Here is a 25,216-nt window from a genome sequence, read left to right as displayed (position 1 = left end):
CTTCCCTGAAATTTATTTCCATGCATCTGGCCTTATATAAAATGAAGGTTCCGGCAGATTTAACTTGGCCAGTAATGTTTGAGCCTTGCCCGCTGCCTATCGCGTCAGGATCTGGTTCCTAAAACCAGCCCGTTTACCTATTCTTTTAAATTACTCTATTCTTAAGCGGGCGAATAATTTTGAAAGTAGTGAAGAGATTGGCTGATGGATATTACGCTTAACAAGGGTGTAGACTAATCCTGGCAATACAGTAGCTCCTCACTTGCCTATTCACTCAAATTTCAAGCCTTTTAGTTATTATAGCATCGCTATAATTACTTCTGTATTGGGTTAAAATAGCCCGTTTTAAAATTAATCAGCCAGCATGGTTAAATAGCGTAAGTAAATAGTAAAGCTTTCTCTTTATTTACAAATCTCCTTTTACAAGCTCATCCAAAGATTAACTTAATAAAATTATACTCAATTCATTTTGATATTTTTAAGAACATTATTAAAAGATTAATATTTAGGGTGTAATGCTCTTTAAATTAAGTTTAAAAACAATGTTTAAAAGTTGCCTGTTTTTTTATTTTAAATAATTATGGGCCCAACTTATTCTAAATATTAAAGTAAGTATAAGTTTATTAAAAATTATTAAAGAATTAATAGGTGTTCATGCCTTCGGTGTCTGCCAACAACATTATCGGAGTAATTAAAGATAGTTCTGGGTAGTATAATAACTCACATTATTTACCGGATGCGGTAATATTTTTGAAACGCCCTAAACAAGCCGGTGTTTGTGTTGTTATAAATTAACTGCTTGTAAACCAATGGTGTAAATATGGGTTGTTCTAAATGGCATGCAGCATAATATGAGCGTGTCTTCAAGCTGAATTATGGTTGAAAATTTTTTAAAGAATATCGCAAAGAATATTTTGAAATTCTTCTCTAAAAAGCAAAATTGATTTGTAAAAAAATGAAATTTAACTGTTTTTATTTGAGATATGATAGAATAATACAATTTTAGACCTGCCGTTCAATAGTGCAAAAAGCATAGTGACTTTAAATTTTGACAAACAGACAAATAACAAGTTTTATGAAAAAATTTACCCATTGGAGGCAGCCAAAAACCTGCTTGTTTATTTTACTGATGATGGTTATGGGTACCAGTAGTGTAGCCTTTCCTTATCATCCTGCCAGCACCTTAAAAGTTAAAGCGGTTGTCTGGCCCATAACCGGTAAAGTTGTGGACGCCACTGGAAACCCGTTACCGGGTGTTACAGTGGTTTTAAAAGGAACAACTAATGGAACCTCAACTGGGGTAGATGGCTCATTTAGTTTAAGTGTGCCGGAAGCAGCCGGCGTGCTGGCTTTTTCTTTCATCGGTTACACTCCCCAGGAGAAGGCTTTTACCGGGCCAGGCACTATGAATATTACCCTGGCCGAAGACGCCAAAGCTTTGGAAGAAGTAGTGGTAGTAGGTTACGGTACCCAGCAGCGAAAAGATGTTACGGGTTCGGTAGCGCAGGTTACGGCTAAAGAATTTAACTCCGGTGTAAATCCTAATCCGCTCCAGGCGATACAAGGTAAGGTGGCCGGTTTGGTTATTACGCAACCCAACGGCGACCCCAATCAGAATCCTACCATTCGGCTGCGGGGTTATACCTCCCTGGCTGGTGGCAGCGACCCGCTTTATGTGGTAGACGGCATCATTGGCGTACCCATCAATAGCATTGCACCGGCAGATATTGAAACAATGGACGTTTTAAAAGATGCTTCGGCGGCGGCTATTTATGGTTCCCGGGCGGCTAATGGGGTAATTATTATTACTACCAAAAGAGGTAAGGCCGGTACTACCAGCGTAAGTTTCAATAATTATGTGGCCGCAGATGTAATCTCCAGCGAACTTGATTTATTAGATGCGGAAGGCTACCGGGCACAAGTTGCTAAAATAAAAGGCGATGCCTCTTTGAATGATGTAATCCGGTTTCCGAAAGACGCTAACGGGCAGGGGTACAACACCGATTGGTTTGATCAAATTACCAGAACCGGATTTACCAACAACCACGATTTATCTATCATGGGCGGCAGCGAAGCTTTCACCTACCGGGGCTCACTCAATTATATTAAGCGCGATGGTATTGTTAAAAATACAGGCTTTGGTCGATTGACCGGTCGGGTTAATTTAGATCAGAAAGCGCTCAATAACCGGTTAAATGTGCAGTATAGCCTGGCCTACACCCAAACAGACCAGCAAAACCGGAACGACGATGTTATTACCCGGGCTACTTTTTTCTTGCCAACGCTACCCATCCGTAATACCGACGGCAGTTATTATGAAATTCCCGGATCGAATGCCTTGTATAATCCGGTGGCCATGCTCGAAAACTACCAGAATGATGATTTAAAACGCGTAATGATTGGGGGCATAAACCTGAAATACGAGCTTCTGGATGGTTTTGTAATTGGGGTAAATGGTGCGCTCAAGAACGATAATACGGTAAATAGTCAGGCTTACAACCGTAATGTGTTGGCTTTCCGGTCTAACCAGGGCCGTACATCCCGTAACTTATACCAGACTAACAATAAATTATTAGAGATTACCGGTTCCTATACCCGCCAGTTAGGCGGAACCAATAATTTCAATATTTTAGGTGGTTACTCTTATCAGGATAACGTTGATGATGGTTTTGGCGCTTATAACAACAATTACATCAACGGGTTATACGAGCAGTTTGGCTATAATAACTTATCCGGTGGCCGGGGTACTTTATTATCCGGTGCGCAGGATTATGCTACTTCTTACCGCAACCGCACTACCCTGGTATCTTTCTTCGGTAGAGGTACTTTAAACCTGATGGACAAGTATAATCTTACCGCTACCGTACGGCAGGATGGTAGTTCAAAATTTGGAGCTAATAATAAATGGGCCATATTCCCTTCTTTTGCGGCCGGCTGGACTATTTCGAACGAAGGCTTTCTGCAAGGGAATAAACCCCTGAGTTATTTAAAACTACGTGCCGGCTGGGGGCAGACCGGTAACTCCGAAGGTATAAGTCCTTACCAGTCTTTATTCCTGTATGGCCGCCAGGGTACTTATTACGATGGGAGTATTGGTGATTTTGTACCCGGTTATGCCGTTATCCAGAATAGCAACCCGGACTTAAAATGGGAAATAATTCAGCAGGCGAATGTGGGTATCGACTTTACTTTGTTCGAGCAGTTAAACGGTACCATAGATGTGTATGATAAACGTACCAAAGACATGTTGTACAATTACAATGTGCCGGCTAACGGGCAATATTTTGTTAACACCATTACCGCTAATGTGGGCGAAATGAGTAATAAAGGTATTGAACTCTCTTTAAGTACCGATATTATTAAAACCGAAAACCTTACCTGGAATACCCGTTTAGTTGGTACTGCTTACAAAAATGAAATTGTAAGTCTTAAAAATGACCAGTTTGATGTTGGGGTTATCCGTTATAACGAATTTGGTGGTCGTGGTTTGTCTGATGTATTTGCTTCTCAATTACGGGAAGGACATCCGCTGGGCGAGTTTTTAATACCTCATTTCGCCGGGTTCGGTACCGATGGCAAAGTTTTGTTGGAGGGTGCCGACGGAACCACGACAACCGATTATACGAAAGCTAAATTATATGAAGCCGGCGTTGCCCAGCCGCGATTATCCGCTTCCTTTATCAACAGCTTCCAGTACGGCAACTTCGATTTAAACTTTCAGTTACGCGGTGTATTCGGTAATAAAATCCTGAATAACCTGCGCTCTAATTTCACCATACCCGGTAGTATCCTGGAAGGTAATCAGCTTACCGACATAGCTAACTACCAGACCAACTACAGCACAAACCAGTTATCTGATTTATGGCTAGAAGATGGCTCTTTTGTTCGGTTAGACAACTGGCAGATTGGGTATAATGTTCCTCCTATGGGCGTATTTAAGAACGCGCGCGTATACTTAGGCGGTAACAACTTATTTATTATCACTAAATACAAAGGTATCGACCCGGAACTGGAAGTACGCGGCGATCTGCGGACCAGTGGTGATGCGGCCAACCGCCAGCGCCCGAATACGCTTGGCCTAGACAACACCGGTATATATCCTAAAACCCGTTCCTTTCAGTTAGGCGTTAACTTAACTTTCTGATAAGGTTTAGAGAATCCTATTCCGGAATAAATTATTCAAACGAAATTATCACAACAACATGAATAAATACCTCAAAACTTTGCTCTTTGCTGGTTCAGCTATCGGATTATTATGGGTTCAATCCTGTACAGATCTGGATGAAGAAGTAAGCGATCAACTCTCCCAGGATGCATTTGGCAATAACCCGGAACAGCTCGATGCGCTCGTAGGGCCACTTTATGGTGGGTTGGGCGATTATTTTAACCGCTTTGTGGGACTTAATACCACCACCGACGAACAAATAATTCCGACCCGGGGCGGGGACTGGAAAGATGGGGACCGCTGGCGGCGTATGCAACAGCATACCTGGAACCCAACGCTGGACGACAGCCCGTTTAATAATTTATGGACCTGGATTTACAACAACATTACGGCCATTAACCGCCAGTTATTAAACCCAGCCATTACCGATAAAACGCTTATTGCGGAACTGAAAACGCTACGGGCTTTCTATCATTACCTGGCAATGGATAATTTTGGCAATGTAATTATTGCGGAAAAAATAAGTGCGGAAAGCCCCGAACAGAAGACCAGAACAGAAGTTTATAATTGGGTGGAGAAGGAGTTACTTGCGGCTTTACCCGATCTGTCTGAAACGGTAGGCGGTGTAAAGTACGGGCGGATGAACAAGTACGTTGCCCATATGATCCTGGCCAAACTTTATCTAAACGCCCAGGTGTATACCGGCACTCCCCAGTGGACCAAAGCCATTGAGCATGCAGATGTTATAATTAATTCGGGTAAATACCGGTTAGCGCCAGATTTCCTGTTCAATTTCAGCATCAATAACCAATCGTCCCCCGAAATTATTCTGGCCACGCCTATGGATAAAACAAAACGGACGGGTATGGATATTCAAACCAGGACGCTGCATTACTTAAATCAGCGCACGTATAATTTAGGTAGCCCGCCGAATAATGGTTATGCCACGGAAACTGATTTTTATAAATCTTTCGAGGATAAAGATGTACGTAAAAAAATGTGGCTGGTGGGCCAGCAATACGCCGCCGATGGCACGCCGCTGATTGACGGCGATCGGCCACTGGCTTTTACCCCCGAGATTCCGGCCTTTGAGATGCCCGCTGGCCCTGTTGCCCGGGCAGCGGGGGTAAGAAGTGCGAAATATGAAATTCAGCGCAACAACCCGAATTCGAGCCAGGACAATGATTTTGTTATCTTTCGTTTAGGTGATTTGTACCTGATGCGGGGCGAAGCCTATTTTCGCAACGGCAACCTGCCTAAAGCACTGGAAGATATAAATTTTATTCGCGCACAACGACAGGTAGATCCGTTTACAACGCTTACTTTGGATAATATTCTGGCAGAACGGGGCCGCGAAATGGCTTGGGAATACCACCGCAGACAGGATATGATTCGTTTCGGAAAGTTTACTGGTCCAGCCCAGTTTAAAGACCAATCCCCAGAATTTAGAAATCTGTACCCAATACCACAAAGTCAGTTAGCTTTAAATCCAAAATTAAAACAAAATCCGGGGTACTAATATTTAAAACCAGTTAGAAAAGCAAGTCCAGCAATGGGCTTGCTTTTTTAGCTAATTACCTGTTTAGGCAAGTGATGAAGATTAAAATATTGAAGCTGTTTAGCATTTTATAAATTGAACGAAACCACTGCCCTTGCTGCGTGTTTTCACCAGCAAGTAGTCGGGCAGAAGCTTTAGAATGGGCGGTGATAACACCCCCAACGGCAGTTTATTCTGTTCGAAACAGAAGTACTAACAATTCGGATTTTGCGCCGAATAATTTTCTTTTCTAATCTCACCTCCTTTAGACATCAATATCAATTTTACTGCCCAAGTAATAAAAAAAGGCTGGTCAATATTTAGCTGGTCCGAATTTTATAATTTGTTGGTGCTACTGCCTCTGGTAATTAACATCAATTATTTGATATTTCTCTTATCGCATTTGAGGCGGAAACTCCCGGAATTTAGTTATTTTACAAAAGAGCAGGTGCGGTAATCCACGGGTACATGAAAGTGCCGGCAGACTACCATTTATTAGTTTAGCGAAGAAAGATGTGCAAGTACAAATATTCGGTTATTAAAAGTAGTAAGCTTCTAAATATTTATAGTTTGATGCTGGTTTTGCTTTTCCTGGCTTCCGCGTGTTCGGGCCAAAAGGAAACTACAGCCGTCCGGAATCCGCTTTTCGAACAGACAAATTCTGCCCAGACAAATATTGCTTTCGTTAACAAGCTGCAGGCCACCAAAGATTTAAATATTCTGGATTACCTCTATTTTTACAATGGGGCAGGGATAGCGGCCGGCGATGTAAATAACGATGGCCTGGTGGATCTGTTCTTCGTTTCGAACCAGGGAAAGAATAAACTATACCTGAACACCGGCAAATTTCAGTTTCGGGATATTTCGGAAGCAGCCGGAATTCAGGGATTGGCCGACTGGAAAACAGGTGTAACCATGGCTGATGTAAACGGCGATGGTTTTCTGGATATTTATGTGTGCGCTGTAGGTAATTTCAAGGGCCTTAAGGGTTCAAATGAATTATATATAAATAATGGTCCCGGCGCCGACAGCAACATAACCTTTACCGAAAAAGCGGCGGATTATGGCCTGGATTTTACCGGTTTTGCCACCCAGGCTGCCTTTTTCGATTACGACCGCGATGGCGACCTGGATGTATACCTGCTGAACCACGCTGTGCATACTTCCCGCAGTTACGATCAGGTCTCTACGCGCAACCTGCGCAACAACGAAGCCGGGGATTATTTACTGGAAAATCAGCTTATAACCCCGAAGGGAGCCGCCCCTGAAGGTAAAGTTGTTAAATTTAAAGACGTGAGTAAGCAGGCCAAAATTTACCAGGCAGCCATGGGGTATGGCTTGGGAATAGCTATTGCGGATTTAAATAACGACGGCTGGGACGATATTTTCGTGTCGAATGATTTTCATGAGGATGATTATTATTACCTGAACAACGGGGACGGCACCTTTACTGAAAGTGTAAAAGAGCATTTCCGGCATTTAAGCCGTTTCTCCATGGGTAATGATGCCGCCGATATGAACAACGATGGCTACCCCGATATTATGACCCTGGATATGTATCCGGCCGATGAGAAGGTAGAAAAGGCCTCGCTGGGAGAAGATCCTTTTGATATTTACCAGTATAAATTGGCCTACGGGTATTTTTATCAATACAGCCGCAACTGTTTGCAGTTAAGTGTGGGCGGCCAGAAGTTTTCGGATATTGGCCTGATGGCCGGCGTAGCTGCCACGGATTGGAGCTGGGCCCCTTTACTGGCCGATTATGATAACGACGGCATTAAAGATATTTTTATTTCCAATGGTATCGTTCATCGGCCTAACAACCTGGATTACGTTAAATTCGCCGACGATGAAACCATGCGCCAGGCTATGGAAACGTCAAAGAACCTCGATAATAAAGCCATTAGCCTGATGCCGGAAGGCAAGGTGCCTAATTATATATTCCGGGGTACTAAAAGTTTGCAGTTCCAGGACAAATCCGTGGCCTGGGGTTTTAAAGAGCCTACTATTTCCAACGGAGCCGCTTACGCCGATTTAGATAATGACGGTGACCTGGATTTGATTACTAACAATATTAACCAGCCGGCGGGCATTTACCGCAACCAAAGCAACCAGCTCCTGAAAAATAATTACCTCAAAATTAAGCTCGAAGGTGATAAACTGAATAAATTTGGTTTGGGTGCCAAGGTGTATCTGAAGCACCAGGGGCAACTGCAAACCCAGCATTTAATGCCTACCCGGGGCTTTCTTTCGAGTGTAGAACCTACGCTAACTTTTGGCTTAGGCAAGCTTTCGGGAGTAGATACTTTAATTGTAATCTGGGGAAATCAGCAGGCCGAAGTAAAAACGAATCTCCAAGCCAATACCACGCTGGTCTTGAAGCAAGTCGATGCGCAAGCGAATAGCCAGCTATTTTACGCGCAATTATTCCCCTCCGCTCCGCACCTGTATACCGATGTTTCGACTACCACCGCTATCCCGTACAAACACGCCGAGAATAATTACCTGGATTATTACCGCGAGAGCCTGATGCCTTTCCAGGTATCTACCGAAGGTCCTAAACTGGCGGTGGGCGATGTAAACGGCGATGGCCTGGACGACTTTTACGTGGGCGGTGCCAAATGGCAGCCCGGTGCGTTGTTCGTGCAGGGGGCTAATGGCAAATTTTCCGCCACCAACAAAGATCTTTTCCAGGCCGATTCGACTTACGAAGACGTGGATGCCGTGTTTTTTGATGCTGATAATGACAAAGACCTGGATTTGTACGTGGTATCAGGCGGCAACGAGTTTTATGATAAAATGCCCGAGCAGTTTGATAGGCTATACCTGAACGATGGCCAAGGCAATTTTACCCGCAGCCCGAACCTGCCGGCCCTATATGCGAATAAAAGTTGCGTGCGGCCCGCTGATTTCGACGGCGACGGCGATTTGGATTTATTTGTCGGGGGGCGGGTAGTGGGCTACCAATACGGCATCAGCCCGCGGTCTTATTTATTACGCAACGACGGCCAAGGGCGCTTTACCGATGCTACCGCGCAAATGGCGCCGGCCCTGCAACAGGCCGGTATGGTTACCGACGGGCAGTGGGCCGATTATGACCAGGATGGTGATCTGGATTTATTGGTGGTGGGAGATTGGATGCCCGTGCAGGTGTTCCAAAACCAGAATAATAAACTGGTACCCGATAATAATACCGGCCTGCAGAGCGCAAAAGGATTCTGGCAGGTTATAAAAGGCGCCGATTTTGATAAAGACGGCGATATTGATTTTGTGGTGGGTAACCTGGGCACCAACACCAAATTGCGCAAACAGGAAAATGGAGCGCTTAAAATGTACGTGAAGGATATAGATGGCAATAATACCCTCGACCAAATCCTGACCTACCAGGCCGGGCAGAACTGGTATCCGGTTGCCTCCAAAGATGAACTGGGCAAGCAAATGCCTTTGATTAATAAAAGATTTACGAACTACCGCGATTTTGCCGGCAAAACCATTGAACAAATATTTGATAAAAGCCAGTTACAGGATGCCCGCTTATTAGAAGTAAATAATTTCCGGTCGGTATACCTCGAAAACCTGGGCAACAAAAAGTTTAAACCATACGCCCTGCCACGCGAGGCCCAGGTGTCCAAAATATTTGCGCTGCATATAACCGATACGGATAACGACGGTAACCTGGATGTTTTATTGGGCGGGAATTTTTATGGCGTAAGCACGTATCAGGGCCGCTACGATGCCAGTTACGGTTTAGTATTGCGGGGAAATGGTCAGGGGAAATTTACTCCGGTTTTGCCCACCGAAGCCGGCTTCCTGCTGGAAGGCCAGGTCCGGGATATAAAGCCGCTCAGAACCCCCGCCCAAGAATTATTATTGGTTGCCCGGAACGATTTGCCTCTGCAAATATTCCGGAAAGCTAAAAATGAAGATTTAAAACTGGTAGTAAAAAGTAAAAGTCCATCCGGCAAGCAGGCGCCTCTGTAAGGGCTGTTTCGGGGTTTAAAAATATTAGAGTATATTGTGGATAAGCATTGGTAATAGAAAGTGAAAAGTTATTTTAAAGTTGGTTTTTTGCTGTTGCTGTGGAGCTTGATGGTTGGCTGCGAGCAGCCGGCCAAAGATTATAAAGCCGCCGCCGCGAACCCGGAGTTTTTCCGCCAGTCGGTAAATAAATTAACGGCCGTTATTGTGCACGATATTTTTTCGCCGCCGGTAGCCAGCCGCATCTACGCTTATCCCCACATTGCGGCTTACGAAATATTAATTCATGATTATCCGCAGTACCAATCCCTGAAGGGGCAACTGAACGGCTTTACGGGCGTCCCGCAGCCGGCCAAAGACTCCGTTTACTGCTTTCCGCTGGCCAGCCTGCAGGCCTTTCTAGCCGTAGGCCGCAACCTAACCTTTTCCGGCGATATGCTGGATGAATACGAAAAGCAACTGCACGATAAATATTCCGGAATGGGGGTGCCCCGGGAGGTGCAGGTGCGTTCGTTGCGGTACGGGCAGGCAGTGGCAAATGCAATAATGGCCTACGCCAACGAAGACGGCTACAAGCAAACCCGCGGCTTCCGGCACCAGGTTAAAAAACAAGCTGGCCATTGGGTACCCACGCCCCCAGCTTATATGGATGCTATTGAGCCCAACTGGTTTAAAGTGCGCCCTTTTGTGATGGATTCCTGCAGCCAGTTTACCCCGGCTAAACCCGTGGCATTTAATCCGGTTAAAGGCAGCCCGTTTTACCAGGAAATGCTACAGGTTTACGAAACCACCAACCAGCTAACCGATGAGCAACGGGCCATTGCCAGTTTCTGGGATTGTAACCCTTTTGTGATGCATGTAACCGGCCACGTGATGTACGCGACCAAAAAAATAACCCCGGGTGGCCATTGGTTGGGTATTGCCAGTATTGCTTCCCGCCAGGCCGGCTCCGATATGATGCAAACCCTGGAAGCATTAACCCGCGTTTCCCTTTCGCTGGCCGATGGCTTTATTAGTTGCTGGGACGAAAAATACCGCAGCGACCGAATCAGGCCCGAAACCGCGATTAACGCGCACCTGGATAATAATTGGGTTCCCCTGCTGCAAACGCCGCCTTTCCCGGAATATCCCAGCGGGCATAGTGTTATTTCTAATGCGGCGGCGGTAGTCCTTACCGAATTATTTGGTCCGGCTTTTGCCTATACCGATTCTACGGAAGTGCCTTATGGCTTACCGGCCCGGCCTTTTAAATCTTTTCAGGCCGCCGCCGACGAAGCCGCCATTAGCCGGCTGTACGGCGGTATCCACTTTATGTCGGCGATCGAAAATGGCGCAACGGAAGGGGCACAGGTAGGTAAATATCTGGTAACAAAGCTTAAAACCCGCAAACCGGCTGGTGTGGTGGCTACGGTTACCCCATACCAGCAAAAGTAGAACAAGGTAGCTTCGGCTTAGAGAAGCGGTAAAATTTGCCGGTTAGGCTAAAATAAAACTGCCAAACGGCGGGGATCCGGCCGTACTTAAAAAATAAATTAATCAACCAGATTAAGATGGATAAATTAATAATTGCCAATTTTACAACGTAATAAACCACCTATAAATATTCCTAACCAACATGCAAAAATCTTCTTTAAACTTTAAGAAAGCCGCCTGCGCGGTTTTTGTATTCGGATGTTTAAGCTTTACCGCGGCCGTGGCCCAGGAAGTACCCACGCCGCCTAAAATGGTACCGGCCATGACCGAGTTTTGGGAGCCCGAAGTAAAAGTTATTACACCCGGCAGTACCAGTACAGCCCCGTCCGACGCTATTGTTCTGTTCGACGGAAAGAATTTAGACCAATGGGTGTCTACCAGCGATCCTGCGAAGCCAGCCCAGTGGACGGTTAATAAAGGCGTTTTTACCGTTAAAAAAGGAACCGGCAATATTCAAACCAAGCAAGCTTTTCAGGATTATCAACTGCACATAGAATGGCAGATTCCGGAAAAAATTAACGGCAAAGGCCAGGGTCGGGGCAACAGTGGATTGTTTCTGGCCTCAACCGGTAAAGGCGATGACGGCTACGAACTGCAGGTGCTCGACTCCTATAACAACCGCACTTATTCCAACGGACAAGCGGGCAGTATTTACAAGCAAACGCCGCCACTGGTAAATGCCATGCGCAAACCCGGCGAATGGAACGTGTATGATATTGTATTTACCGCGCCCCGGTTTAAAGAAAACGGTACTTTGTTTTCCCCGGCCCGCGTAACCGTCATACACAACGGCGTAATCGTACAGAACAATACCGAGCTAAAAGGACCTACCGTTTACATTGGCCTGCCGCAATACAAAGCCCACGGCAAATCGCCCATCAAACTCCAGGATCACGGCGACCCCAGCGAGCCCATCAGCTACCGCAACATCTGGATCCGGGAATTATAAGAATTTAGCCGGCTAACAAGAGTTTTAAGACAAAAAGAGCGGCAGCATTTTAATGCTGCCGCTCTTTTTGTCTTAGGCTATTATCCAAATAGGCCAACCATTTCAATATTCTTCCTTTAAACAAAGCCCTGAATGGGCGGAATCAGCCAGCCCTGGGTTAACAGTTTCAATCTTGTTAAGCCCTGAAAGGGCGAAATATTTCACGGATACAATTAGCCTGAAATATTTCGCCCTTTCAGGACTTTTATATTGCTAACCTTTTCGATGGGCTTCACCCATCGCTGATATATGGCGCCACTTCGGGGCTGCTCAGATAACCTAACCATTTGGGAGGAATAAAAACCTGGATTTTCGTTTCTGGAAATAAAAAACAGTTGTAAATATTGGTTCTACCTGGGTAATCAGGAATTTATTTCGGTGCTGACGTTCTGTCGTCCTTCAGCGACCATATTTCCGAAGGTGTCCGGACCTTACTAAGCATTGTTTCCAGTCGCGAGACAATTTCCGGGTGGGCCTCGGCTACATTATTCTTCTCCGCCAAGTCAGTTTTTAAATTATACAACTCCAGCGGGCCGGAAGGGCGGTGGCGAATACCTTTCCAATCGCCTTGCCGTACGGCTTGGTTAGAGGTTTTATTTTCGTGGAATTCCCAGTAAAGGTTGTCGTGTTGCTGTTGGTCTTGGGTGTTGCCCAGCAGGGTAGGCAGAAAAGAAATGCCATCGGTAGCGGGTGATGGGGTTCCGGCCAAAGCAGCAGCGGTCGGCATAAAATCCCAGAACGCCGAAATATGATTGCTCTCGGAGCCGGCTTTAATTTTGCCGGGCCAGCGCACGATCAGCGGCACCCGGATACCACCTTCGTACAAATCGCGTTTAAAGCCCCGCAAAGGACCGGAACTATTAAAGAAAACCGGGTCGGCTCCTGCCTCTTTGTGCGGCCCATTGTCGCTGCTGAATAATACAATAGTATTTTTATCCAGACCCAGTTTTTTCAGGTGCGTCAGAAGTTGCCCAACCTGGGCATCCAGGCGGGTAACCATAGCGGCGAAAGCGGCGTGGGGCATTTCCGACGAATTGTAAGTGCCCAAACTATCGTCGATGCGTTTGCCCTGGGTCTTTTTGACAAATGGTTTTTCGGGGAATTTACCTTTAAAGCGGGCCAGGTTTTCATCATCGGGGTGCAGCATTTCGGCGTGCGGCACGGTTAAGGCTAAATACAGAAAAAAAGGTGCTTGCCCGTTTTTGTTATTATCCAGGAATTGCAGCGCTTCCTGGTGAAATAAATCCTGGGCATATTGTTCGCGTTTGCCGTTCTGGTTGCCGGGTAGTTCTACTTTCTGGCCATTCCGGTACAAATATTCGGGGTAATGAAAATGCGCATGGCCCTGGTTCAGGAAACCAAACATGTAATCGAACCCTTTCTGTTGCGGTTCGCCGGTAGTGCCGGCTACTCCCAAGCCCCATTTGCCCACCAAACCGGTTTTATAGCCGGCTTTTTTCAAGACTTCGGCTACGGTAATATCTTCGGGCTTTAGTGCTACCCCGGCCCCAAAACCGTGCGGACCAACCTCGTAGTTGCCGCGTACCCGCGTGTGGCCGGTGTGTAAACCGGTCATGAGGGCAGCGCGGGAAGGTGCGCAAACCGGACTGCCGGCGTAGTGCTGCGTAAAACGCATGCCTTCGGCGGCCATTTTATCCAGGTGGGGGGTGGTAAATTTGGTTTGGCCGTAGCAGCTTAAGTCGCCGTAACCCAGGTCATCGGCTAAAATATAGATAATATTGGGTTTTGTGTTTTGCGCTTCCGCTTCCTCCCTGGACTGGGTTTTACCAGAGCAAGCCAATAGTAGGACTAAGAAGGGTAGCCAGCAGCCGCGCCGGAAAAAATATTTCATAGGGTTTATTTTCAGGTCTAAAAGTTAATATTTTAATATTATTAAATAGCGCTGTTTTTAAAGGTACTTCGCAATAGCCATATTTATGGAGTTGCCAGATCTAGCTTTTTTTGGGCGATGCGAAAATTAAATTGCTTATATAGTAGTAATAATGTGCAGCCAGCCGGATATTTTTGGCCGATAATTTAAATGCCGGAGTAATATTTAGTAGTTAACGATTTAGAAATGAAAACTTATCTCATCAAAAATGCCCAGTTGGTTAACGAAGGCCGGATTTTCCGGAGCGATGTGTACGTGAAAGAGGGCCGGATTAACCTGGTGGCAGAAAATATTACCTTACCGGCCGATGCAATAATCGAGGCCAATGGTAAATATTTATTGCCCGGCGTAATTGATGACCAGGTGCATTTCCGGGAGCCGGGCTTAACCCACAAAGCCGATATTTTTACGGAGTCCAGGGCAGCCGTGGCGGGCGGCGTAACCTCGTTTATGGAAATGCCGAATACGGTGCCCAACACCACCACCCAGGAATTACTCGCCCAGAAATACGAGATTGGTGCGCAAACCTCGCTGGCCAATTATTCATTTTTTATGGGCGCCACCAACGATAACCTGGAAGAAGTGTTGAAAACCGACCCGCAGAACGTCTGCGGCATTAAAATATTTATGGGCTCTTCTACGGGCAATATGCTGGTAGATAACCAGGCCGTGCTGGAAAAAATATTTAAAGAAGCGCCTATGCTCGTAGCGGTACACTGCGAAGACGAAGCCACCATTCGGGCCAATCAGCAAAAGTACGACGAACAGTACGGCGAAAATATTCCGATGCGGTGTCACCCCGAAATAAGAAGTGCCGAAGCCTGTTATAAATCGTCGGCGATGGCGGTAGCGCTCGCGCAAAAGCACAATACCCGCTTGCACATCCTTCACATTTCTACGGCCGATGAACTGGAATTATTCCGGAACGATATGCCGCTGGCCGAAAAAAGAATAACCGCCGAGGTGTGCGTGCACCATTTGTATTTCGATAAGGACGACTACGAAACGCTGGGCTCCCAGATTAAATGTAACCCCGCCATAAAAGAAAAGCACCACAAAGCTGCCTTGCTGCCAGCGCTGCTAAACGACCAACTGGATATTATTGCCACCGACCACGCACCGCATACCTGGGAAGAAAAGCAGAACCTGTACAAGAAAGCGCCTTCGGGCTTGCCCCTGGTGCAGCACTCGCTGGCCCTGATGCTCGATTTTTATAACCGCGGCGAAATTTCCCTGGAAAAAATAGTAGAAAAAATGAGCCATGCCCCGGCTATTTGCTTTAACGTAGAGGATCGCGGTTATATCCGGGAAGGCTACTGGGCCGATTTGGTGCTGGTAGATTTAAACCAGGAGCAGACTGTAAGCAAAGAAAATATTTTGTATAAATGTGGCTGGTCGCCGCTGGAAGGCAAAACCTTTACGGGCGTAATTACGCATACCTTTGTATCGGGACACCTGGCATATGCCGAAGGCCGCTTCGACGAAAGTAAAATGGGCGAGCGATTATTATTTACGCGATAAAAAATTAAAAAATTTGGCTCCGCTATTGAAAAACTAAAGATAGTATGTTACCTTTGCCTCACTAAAATAATACGGTGGTTGTAGCTCAGTTGGTTAGAGCACCAGATTGTGATTCTGGGGGTCGCGGGTTCGAGCCCCGTCTCCCACCCCAGAAAGCCTCTGTGAAAGCAGAGGCTTTTTTGTTTTATAACGTATCCTGGTTTCATTAATAAAATTTATTATCTTCTAATTATTAAAGACAACATTTTATTCCGGAGATATCGTATTAAACAGAAAAGCATTATGACAGATATTCAATTATTTTCCCAGATATCGTCCTTACCGCCTGCGCTCAAAAAGGAAGTTTCAGATTTCGTGGAATTCCTTAAACAAAAAGAAAAATCCAAGAAGAAAATTACAGAGCGCCAGTTCGGATATGCCAAGGGTTTTTTTAAAATGGCCCCTGATTTTGATGAACCATTAGAAGATTTTAAAGAATATATGTAATGGACTTATTGCTTGATACGCATACGTTCATATGGTTTATTAATGGCGATGGTTCTTTACCGGAGCAAGTTCGAAGCGATATAAAAAATATCAATAATAGATGCTTTATCAGTATTGCCAGTCTTTGGGAAATGGCTATAAAGCTAAGTCTCAATAAGCTCCAGCTCCAATCAGATTTTAATAAAATAGCAGGATTGCTGGCTGATAACGACATTGAAATCTTACCTATTACCTTTGCACATATTCAGGTACTATTAAAATTGGAATTTCACCATCGCGATCCATTCGACAGAATAATTATAGCCCAAGGAGCTACCGAAAATTTATTAATCCTGACAAGGGATGAGAACTTCAATAAATATCGGGTGAAAATAAAGTGGGATTAAGGGCTTAAAAGTCGCATTCAATTTTACTTAATTTCTTATCTTTCTTGCCGAAATATTAAGTAGGATAAAGCCTTAATGAGAATACTACCTGTAATTTTGATTTTCCTCTTCCTACTCGCTTGTAAGCCTTCCTACGCCCAAACTACCACCTTACCCCAAATAAGCGTACAAGGCAATAAATTTGTTACCAGCGACGGCAAAACCATTGTATTTCGGGGGCTAGACACCAGCGACCCGGATAAAGTCGATAGAGATAAACACTGGAACAAAGAATATTTTCAGGCCATGAAAAGCTGGGGTGCCAATGTGGTGCGGTTCCCGGTGCACCCGAATGCCTGGCGCAAACACGGGCCGGAAAATTACCTGAAACTGCTGGACCAGGGCGTGCAATGGGCCACCGAACTGGGCATGTACGTGATTATTGATTGGCACAGCATTGGCAACTTGCGTTCAGAACTTTACCAGCGAGGTAATTACGAGACCACTAAAAAGGAAACTTTCGAGTTTTGGCGCACCATGGCGCAATATTATAAAGGCAATACCACCGTAGCTATGTTCGAACTGTTTAACGAGCCAACCGTAATGGGCGGGGCAGCCGGCACCTGCACCTGGCCGCAATGGAAAGAAATAGTAGAAGAAATGATTGTAATCATCCGGGCAAACGGCTCGAAAGCGGTGCCACTGGTAGCGGGTTTTAACTGGGCTTACGACCTTACCCCGGTAGCCCAGGACCTGATTATGGCCGAAGGCATTGCCTACGTTAGCCACCCGTACCCCCAGAAGCGCGAAAAACCCTGGGAGCCCAAATGGACCGCCGACTGGGGCTTTGTCGCTAAAAAATACCCGGTAATCTTAACCGAAATTGGCTTCTGCGGCCCCGACGACAAAGGCGCCCACGTGCCGGTCATCAGCGACGAATCTTACGGCGACGCCATTACCAAATACGCCGACGAAAACGGCATTTCCTACACAGTTTGGGTTTTCGACCCGCAATGGTCGCCGATGCTCATCAGCGACTGGCAGTTTACGCCAACCCGGCAAGGCCGATATTTTAAAAGTGCTTTGCAGAAATACAGCCAAAAGGAGTCTACCCTTAGAAGTAAAAAATAGACCGGCAATTAGTCTGTCACCCAATTAAACAACAAACACAAAGCCTCCCTTCAGCACCGTACAGTTATCCGCACGAACAGCAATCTCCGGTACCCGACACCACCGCTGGTATTTTTCCGGCAATTCTGGTCAGGCAAGAAGAGTTCTGCGGACTAACCGGTGGAGAGGAATGAATATTATTTTCAGCTAACGCTGCTCTTTTATTCCCGGTGGTATAGCCTGTCTGTTAGAAGTGTTAAGATGAATATAACGTTTGCTTATCAAAAACTGCTGGTCTAACTGCTTCAACCACACGTAAGTTTCAACTTAAATATTCCTTCCGTTTAACCGGTTCTTGCCAGCGCCAGCAGCCGATTAATAAGCAAAAATCCGATCCGGGTTAATACCACCGCAAGCGCTTTAAACCTGTTTTTCTGTCATTCAGCAGGAAAAACCACCTGTTTACCGAATATCTTTTTGGTTTGCCGGTCACCACGAGCACCTTTGTGCTGCCTTTAATCACCAGAAAATTAGCCAACCTGCCTTATTGAAAATGTTAAAATGAAAATTAAAAATATTCTACCGGAAACTTTGGAAACAATAAAAGTTTCCTTTAGGTTTGTGCCCATTAGGCTAAACAGTGGAAGTAAAAAACAAGATTTTGACCGAAGCGTTCCGGCTATTTTGTCGCCGGGGAATAAAAAGTGTTTCGATGGATGATATTGCCCTGCAACTGGCAATGTCGAAAAAAACACTTTACAAATGGTTTGAGAACAAAGATGAACTGGTGCAAGCGGTAATCAGGCTGCATCTGCAGGCCAATGAATGCGGCTGCGAAGAAACCACTAAAGCGGCGACCAATGCGGTAGAGGAACTTTTTAGGATTATGACCCTGAATAAAAAATTGTTTTCGCAGCTGCATCCCTCCGTGTTTTATGACTTGCAAAAATATCACCCGGGTGCCTGGAACCTGTTTAACGCGCATAAAATGAACTTTATTTTGGCTACCGTAAAGGCCAATATCCGGCGCGGCATGGAAGAAGGCCTTTTTCGCGCAGATCTGGATGTAGAGGTGATGAGCCGATTACGGCTGGCCCAGATTGAACTCGTGTTTAACCCCAATATTTTCCCGCCTGATCAGTTTAACGTTGGCGAGGTGCAACTGAAATGCCTGGAGCATTTTATGCTGGGCATTGCCACCCTCAAAGGGCACAAGCTCATTAATGAATACAAACAAGTAACCGAGGAAGAATAAATAATAAAACAACTATGAAAGTAAAATTACTAATCCTGACCTGGGTATTAAGCGCGGCCGGTATTTACCCGGTAGCTGCCCAGGGAACAACCGGAACCCAGCCATTCAGCCTCCAGGAGGCCATCCAATATGCTTTAGAAAACCAGCCGGCCATGAAAAATGCCGAACTGCAAACCCAGGCCGCCAAAGCGCGGGTAGGCCAAATCCGGTCGATGGGCTTGCCCCAGGTTAACGCCGGCGTAGACGTAACCGATAACTTTAAAATACAGAAAAACCTGGTTGATGTTTCGGCTTTTGGGGGCGGTGGTCAGCAACAGGTTACCATTACGCCGCAGAATTTAGGGCAGTTAAATAACGGCCAGAACGTAGTGCTGGTACCGGAGTTTGTCCCCTCAACCGAGCCGGTGCAGCCCATTTATTCTGCTTTTGCTTTTGGTTTGCAGTATGCCGGTGCTGCCGCTATTTCGGGTAACCAGTTATTGTTCGATGGATCTTACCTGATTGGTTTAAAGGCCGCTAAAGTTTATACCGATTTGGCCCGAAAGCAGGTTGAGCAAACCGAACGCGATATAATCGAGAATGTTTCCAAAGCCTACTACGGCGTATTGGTTACCCGCGAACGCATTGGCTTGCTGGACCAGAACCTGGTGCGGTTGGAGCGGATTTTGCGCGAAACCACCGAGATAAATAAACAAGGCTTTGCCGAAAAGATAGATGTGGATCGCCTGCAGGTAAGCTACAACAACCTGAAAGTAGAGAAGGACAAAGCCAACCGCTTACTGGCTTTGAGCATCGATTTATTAAAATTCCAGATGAGCCTGGACCAGAACCAGGCCATAGAACTGACCGACAAGCTGGATAATGTGGTGGTAGATGCCAAACAGGTAGCCGTTACCAATTTCGACTACGGCCAGCGGGTTGAGTATGCCATACTCGAAACCCAGCGCGATTTAGCCTTGCTGGACGTGAAAAACAAAGTAGCCGGTTACTACCCCAAATTATTCCTCACCGGCCGCTACGGCATTAACGGCGGCAGCCGCAATTTCTCCGATTTAATGGAGCTGCGCACCAAAGATATGGGCCCTAATTACCGCGGACCCGATTTCCCGAACTGGTTCTCATTTGGGTCGGTAGGTTTAAGTTTGCAGGTACCCATATTTGATGGTCTGCGCAAGAAGTACGAAGTGCAGCAAGCCCGCATTGCGGTAGAAACAGCTAATAACGGTTTTAAAATATTAAAGCAAAGCATAGACCTGCAAATGCGGCAATCCAACACCATCCTGCAAAATGCCTTACAAGTGCTGGAATCGCAGAAACAAAGCCTGGAACTGGCTCAGGAAGTAGCCCGGGTAGCTAATATCAAGTTTCAGGAAGGCGTTGGCTCTAACCTGGAAGTAGTTACCGCCGAAACCGAATTGCGGCAGGCCCAGACCAATTATTACGGGGCCGTGTACGACGCTATTATTGCCAAGGTAGATTTACAAAAAGCGAACGGCACTTTAACTAAATAAAATTATTTCCCTATCCATTAGCTATAGAATTATGAAAAATAAAATAGGAGTACTCGTGCTGTCTTTGGCAATTGCGGTATCGGCCTGCAACAAAGAAGCCGGCACCAAAGAAGAACAATTAGCCGCCCTCAAAAAGCAGCAAACCGAAATCCAAAGCCAGATTGCCAGCCTGGAAGATCAGCTCCGGGCCGAAGGTAAATTAGCTGCCCCGGTAGCGGCGGCTGTGCCGGTAGCTACGGTAACCGTTACGCCCCAGAAATTCAGCAATTACTTAGAAGTACAGGGCCGGGTAGATTTTGACCAGAATGTAACCGTAAGCGCCAGGGTACCGGGCGTACTCACCAGCGTACGGGCTAAACGGGGTGACCGGGTAAGCAAGGGCCAGGTGCTGGCTACCATCGATGCCGCCATTCTGGAGCAAGGCGTAGCCGAATTACGCACCAGCCTGGATTTGGCCCGCACCGTGTACGAAAAACAAAAGAACCTCTGGGACCAGAAAATAGGCACCGAAATTCAATATTTACAGGCTAAGAACAACAAAGAGGCCCTGGAACGCCGGTTGTCTACGATGCGCGAACAACAAGCCCAGTATGTAATTAAAGCCCCTATTAGCGGCGTGGTAGATGAGTTTAACCCCAAAGTGGGCGAAGCGGTTAACCCGGCCTCGCCGCTGCCGGTGGCCCGCATTGTAAATACTACCAGCCTGAAAGTGGTGGCGGACATTCCGGAAGCCCATGCCGGTAAGTTGCACAAGGGCGTAGTGGCCAAGGTTTCTCTACCGGATATCGGGCAGGAATTTCCCGCTACCGTTACGGCCATTAGCCAGGGAATTAATTCTTCTAACCGTTCTTTCCCCATTGAGATTAGAATTAAAGGACAGGTAGATGCGCCCATCCGGCCCAACATGGTAGCAGTGGTAAAGGTGCAGGAGTACAACAACCCGAATGCGCTGGTGGTGCCGGTAAACGTCATCCAGAAAGACGAGGCCGGTGACTACGTGTACGTTATAGAAAAGGCCGGCAACGGCACCGTGGTAAAAAAACGCAAAGTTACGCTGGGCCAGACCTACGCCGGCAATACCGAAATAACCAACGGACTGAACCCCAACGACCAGGTTGTTACGGCCGGCCAGCAGAATCTGAACGAAGGTCAGGCCGTGGCTTTGAATAAGTAATATTTTATCAGCTTTCGGGCTAGCGGTGGCTGCCCGATAATAAAAGCTTCAATCATGAAAGAAACCAAAGGTAAAATCAAAGAGTTTTTCCTGACCAGCTTATCTATCGATAATAAAACCAGCATTTACGTGCTAACGGTCATTATCACGCTGGCAGGTATTATTACCTACAACCGGCTCCAGAAAGAAAACTTCCCCGATATTGTTATCCCCACCATTATGACCGGGGTAATTTATCCGGGTACGTCGCCTTCGGATATGGAGAACCTCGTTACCCGGCCCATCGAGAAAGAAATCAAATCTATTTCGGGGGTAAAGCGGGTTACTTCTAATTCCATGCAGGATTTCTGTATTATTTCGGTGGAGTTTATGACCGATGTAGACGTAGATGCGGCCAAACAGAAAATTAAAGATGCCGTAGACCGCGCCCGTTCGGATTTACCCAACGACCTGCCCAACGAGCCCCAGGTACAGGAAGTTAGCTTTTCGGAAATGCCGATTATGTACGTGAACCTGTCGGGTAACTACAGCGGCGATAAACTGAAGAATTACGCCGAAGCCGTGCAGGATCGCATTGAAACTTTGCCCGAAATTAACCGGGTAGATATTGTGGGAGCGCTGGAACAGGAAGTACAGATAGACGTGGACTTGTATAAAATGCAGGCCGCCCAGGTTACTTTTGGCGATATTCAACGGGCCATTCAGCTCGAGAACATGACCATTTCGGGTGGTTTGTTAAAAGTAGGCGAAATGCGCCGGGCGGTGCGCGTGGTGGGGCAGTATACCGACGCCAGCCAGATTGGCAACATTGTGGTTAAATCTTTGCCCGGCGGTAATATTCCGCTGCGCGATATTGCTACTGTAACCGATGGCTTTAAAGAACGCGAAAGCTACGCCCGCCTCGATAACCAGCCGGTAATTACCTTAAATATTATTAAGCGCAGCGGCCAGAACCTGATCGAAGCTTCAGATAAAATCAACAATATTCTGAAGGAGATGGAAGGAACGGCCTTACCCAAAGACTTAAAGGTAACCGTTACCGGCGACCAGTCGAACCGGACCCGCCATACCCTAAACGACCTGATTAATACCATTATTATCGGGTTTGTGCTGGTAACTTTTATTCTCATGTTCTTTATGGGAACCACCAACGCAATTTTCGTGGCTTTGTCGGTGCCTATCTCGGCGTTCCTGGCGTTTTTGGTAATGCCGGCGCTCGGGTTCTCTTTAAACATGATTGTGCTGTTCTCGTTTTTGCTGGCCCTGGGTATTGTGGTAGACGATGCCATTGTGGTAATCGAAAACACGCACCGCATTCACCATCAGTTTGGCTGGAATATTGTAAAATCGGCCAAAGCAGCGGCTGGCGAGGTGTTTGTACCGGTGCTGGCGGGTACCTTAACCACAGTGGCGCCTTTTGTGCCGTTGTTATTCTGGCCCGGCATTATTGGTAAGTTTATGTACTTTTTGCCCGTAACGCTTATTCTTACTTTAATGGCTTCGTTGCTGGTAGCCTTTATTATTAACCCGGTTTTTGCGGTGTCGTTTATGGGCAAAGATGAAAACCCCAATCCGGCAAAAGCCCGCAAAACTTTTCTGTACTGGATGATTGGCCTGGGCGTTTTTGCCGGCATCTGCTACCTGGCCGGCTGGACAGGACTGGCCAACCTGACTGTATTTATTATGCTGTTTATCGCTTTAAATAAATACGTGTTTACCCGCTGGATTCATAGTTTCCAGACAAAAGTATTGCCGCGGTTTATGAATGTTTACGAGCGGGTGCTGCGCAGCCTGTTAGTGGGCCGGCGTCCGTTTGGGGTGTTAGCCGCCGTGGTGGGTTTATTAGTATTATCGATATTTGCCACCATTTTGCGGCAGCCAAAAGTAGACTTTTTCCCGCAGGGCGATCCGAACTTTATTTATACCTATTTGGTAATGCCGGTGGGTACCGACCAGGCCGTTACCGATTCGGTTACCAAGCTGGTAGAAAAACGGGTGCACGATGTAGTGGGGGAGAATAATCCGGATGTGGAATCTATTATTTCGAACGTAGCGATTGGTGCCGGCGACCCCATGGAAGCTTCTTACCAGGCCGAATCGAACAAAGGTAAAGTAACCGTGGCTTTCCGGGAGTTCCAGTACCGCACCGGGCCGAGTTCGCGCACGTACCTGAATAAAATCCGGGAAAAAGTTAAAAATATTCCGGGTGTAGAAATTACCGTCGATCAGGAGCAAGGCGGCCCGCCGGTAGGCAAACCCGTACAGATTGAAGTAGCCGGCGAAGATTTTGGCACCCTGATTAAAGTGGCGCGCAAAGTAGAGCAGTTAATCGATTCGTTGCAGGTTGGTGGCATTGAAGATTTGCGTTCGGACTTGCAAGACAAAAATCCGCAGATAAGCGTGGAAATTGATCGGGTACGGGCTAACCGCGAAGGTATCAGCACCGCTCAAATTGGTTCGGAAATTCGAACGGCCATTTTTGGCTACGAAGCTTCTAAACTAAAGCGCGACGAGGACGAATACCCGATTCAGGTGCGTTACGCCGAGCCTTACCGCTCTAATATTGATGCCCTGATGGATATGCGTTTAACTTTCCGCGACATGGTTTCGGGCCAGATTAAGCAAATTCCATTGTCGTCGGTGGCTAAAATCGATTATTCTACTACGTACGGTGGTATTCGCCGCAAAAACGTGAAACGGGTAATTACCTTGTCGTCGAACGTGCTGGCGGGTTTTAACGCCAACGAAATAAACGAAACCATCCGGCAGAACCTGCAGCAATTTAAAGCGCCCGAAGGCTACGAAGTAAAAATTGGCGGCGCGCAGGAAGATCAGCAGGAAACCAGCGACTTCTTAAGTATTGCGCTGGTTGCATCGGTTGGTTTAATCTTTTTAATTCTGGTAACGCAGTTTAACTCTATCTCTAAACCATTAATTATTATGTCGGAGATTATATTCAGCTTAATTGGAGTATTGCTGGGTTTCTCCATTTTCGGCATGAATATTTCGGTGGTAATGACGGGCGTGGGGATTATTGCGCTGGCCGGTATTGTGGTGAAAAATGGTATATTACTCGTAGAATTTGCCGATGTACTGCGCGAACGTGAAGGCTATGAGTTGCACGAAGCCGTGGTAATGGCGGGTAAAACCCGTCTGACACCAGTGATATTGACGGCCACTGCCGCTATACTGGGCCTGATACCACTGGCCATTGGCTTAAATATTAACTTCTTTACTTTATTCTCCGAATTTGAACCTCATTTCTTCCTGGGCGGCGAAAGTGCCGTTTTCTGGGGGCCTTTAGCCTGGACCATTATTTTCGGCCTGGCTTTTGCTACGTTCTTAACTTTGCTGGTAGTACCAGCCATGTACCTGATTAGTGAAAGTATAAAATTAAAGTTAAAAGGTAACAAAGCCATGCAACCTTCTGGCCCAATTATGCATCCTACTTATGAAGAACAACCTGCCTAATTCAAAGAATACCATGAGAACACAACCTGCCTCCGCTATACAAAACGAAGTAATAAAAATAATCAGCCGTACCAAAGAAATTAAACCTTCGCGTTTACACACCAATGCCAACCTCAGCAAATTTGGCTTTGATACCGTAGACGTGGTAGATATTATTCTGGAGTTGGAGAAGAACTTTCATATCGTAATTCCCGACGAAGTAAAGATAGATACCGTAGGCGATTTTGTGAATTACGTATCGTCGCATACCCCGGAACCGGCCAGTTAGTTTAACTTCAATTTGTAAGCAAA

The 25,216-nt window shown here is 46.3% G+C and carries 15 protein-coding genes and 1 tRNA gene; 15 read left to right on the top strand and 1 reads right to left on the bottom strand.

Annotated features, from left to right (window positions below; all coding sequences use genetic code 11):
- The first annotated feature begins 1,075 nt into the window (after positions 1–1,075).
- The 5 genes from AAE02nite_RS14855 to AAE02nite_RS14835 all read left to right on the top strand — a co-directional run bounded on the left by AAE02nite_RS14855 (position 1,076) and on the right by AAE02nite_RS14835 (position 12,102).
- Positions 1,076–4,144: a SusC/RagA family TonB-linked outer membrane protein gene (locus AAE02nite_RS14855; protein ID WP_146898914.1), complete on the top strand. Its 3,069-nt coding sequence runs from the start codon at positions 1,076–1,078 to the stop codon at positions 4,142–4,144.
- A gap of 58 nt (positions 4,145–4,202) precedes the next feature.
- A complete protein-coding gene (locus AAE02nite_RS14850; RefSeq protein WP_146898911.1) occupies positions 4,203–5,684 on the top strand; it encodes a RagB/SusD family nutrient uptake outer membrane protein in 1,482 nt (493 codons plus the stop codon).
- A gap of 531 nt (positions 5,685–6,215) precedes the next feature.
- The gene (locus AAE02nite_RS14845; RefSeq protein ID WP_246151065.1) at positions 6,216–9,683 is read left to right on the top strand and encodes a VCBS repeat-containing protein; all 3,468 of its coding nucleotides are present in this window, start codon (positions 6,216–6,218) and stop codon (positions 9,681–9,683) included.
- Positions 9,684–9,743: 60 nt separating this feature from the next.
- On the top strand, positions 9,744–11,114 hold the full coding sequence (locus AAE02nite_RS14840; RefSeq protein ID WP_246151063.1) for a vanadium-dependent haloperoxidase: 1,371 nt from the start codon (positions 9,744–9,746) through the stop codon (positions 11,112–11,114).
- Positions 11,115–11,295: 181 nt separating this feature from the next.
- A complete protein-coding gene (locus tag AAE02nite_RS14835; RefSeq protein ID WP_146898908.1) occupies positions 11,296–12,102 on the top strand; it encodes a 3-keto-disaccharide hydrolase in 807 nt (268 codons plus the stop codon).
- 409 nt (positions 12,103–12,511) lie between these two features.
- Here AAE02nite_RS14835 and AAE02nite_RS14830 read toward each other — a convergent pair whose 3' ends face one another.
- Positions 12,512–13,993 (bottom strand): arylsulfatase, encoded by a 1,482-nt coding sequence (locus AAE02nite_RS14830; RefSeq protein WP_146898905.1) that lies wholly within the window; start codon positions 13,991–13,993, stop codon positions 12,512–12,514.
- A 225-nt stretch (positions 13,994–14,218) separates the two neighbouring features.
- Between AAE02nite_RS14830 and AAE02nite_RS14825 the strand changes: the two genes are divergently transcribed.
- The 10 genes from AAE02nite_RS14825 (at position 14,219) to AAE02nite_RS14780 (ending at position 25,193) form a co-directional block, all read left to right on the top strand.
- Positions 14,219–15,553: a dihydroorotase gene (locus tag AAE02nite_RS14825; RefSeq protein ID WP_146898902.1), complete on the top strand. Its 1,335-nt coding sequence runs from the start codon at positions 14,219–14,221 to the stop codon at positions 15,551–15,553.
- 74 nt (positions 15,554–15,627) lie between these two features.
- Positions 15,628–15,704 (top strand) — tRNA-His (locus AAE02nite_RS14820).
- 131 nt (positions 15,705–15,835) lie between these two features.
- Positions 15,836–16,039: a type II toxin-antitoxin system VapB family antitoxin gene (vapB, locus tag AAE02nite_RS14815; protein ID WP_146898899.1), complete on the top strand. Its 204-nt coding sequence runs from the start codon at positions 15,836–15,838 to the stop codon at positions 16,037–16,039.
- Positions 16,039–16,425, top strand: coding sequence for a type II toxin-antitoxin system VapC family toxin (locus AAE02nite_RS14810; RefSeq protein WP_146898896.1), 387 nt, complete (start codon positions 16,039–16,041; stop codon positions 16,423–16,425). Before vapB ends, AAE02nite_RS14810 begins: the two co-directional genes overlap by 1 nt.
- 75 nt (positions 16,426–16,500) lie before the next feature.
- Positions 16,501–17,535, top strand: a complete 1,035-nt coding sequence (locus AAE02nite_RS14805) for a glycoside hydrolase family 5 protein (protein WP_146898892.1) — start codon at positions 16,501–16,503, stop codon at positions 17,533–17,535.
- A gap of 640 nt (positions 17,536–18,175) precedes the next feature.
- Positions 18,176–18,769, top strand: coding sequence for a TetR/AcrR family transcriptional regulator (locus AAE02nite_RS14800; protein WP_246151061.1), 594 nt, complete (start codon positions 18,176–18,178; stop codon positions 18,767–18,769).
- Positions 18,770–18,783: 14 nt separating this feature from the next.
- Entirely contained in the window at positions 18,784–20,280 is a 1,497-nt protein-coding gene (locus tag AAE02nite_RS14795) for a TolC family protein (RefSeq protein WP_146898886.1), read from the top strand.
- Between the two features lie 31 nt (positions 20,281–20,311).
- Positions 20,312–21,454: an efflux RND transporter periplasmic adaptor subunit gene (locus tag AAE02nite_RS14790; protein WP_146898883.1), complete on the top strand. Its 1,143-nt coding sequence runs from the start codon at positions 20,312–20,314 to the stop codon at positions 21,452–21,454.
- 54 nt (positions 21,455–21,508) lie between these two features.
- Positions 21,509–24,925 carry an efflux RND transporter permease subunit gene (locus AAE02nite_RS14785; protein ID WP_170252610.1) on the top strand — a complete coding sequence of 1,139 codons (3,417 nt, stop codon included), beginning with the start codon at positions 21,509–21,511 and terminating at the stop codon, positions 24,923–24,925.
- Between the two features lie 13 nt (positions 24,926–24,938).
- Positions 24,939–25,193 carry an acyl carrier protein gene (locus AAE02nite_RS14780; protein ID WP_146898880.1) on the top strand — a complete coding sequence of 85 codons (255 nt, stop codon included), beginning with the start codon at positions 24,939–24,941 and terminating at the stop codon, positions 25,191–25,193.
- Positions 25,194–25,216: the final 23 nt, after the last annotated feature.

This window comes from Adhaeribacter aerolatus, from assembly GCF_007991635.1.
Taxonomy (GTDB): domain Bacteria; phylum Bacteroidota; class Bacteroidia; order Cytophagales; family Hymenobacteraceae; genus Adhaeribacter; species Adhaeribacter aerolatus.
Note: the sequence above shows the minus strand (reverse complement) of the source record. Positions and strands in the feature narration are given on the sequence as shown.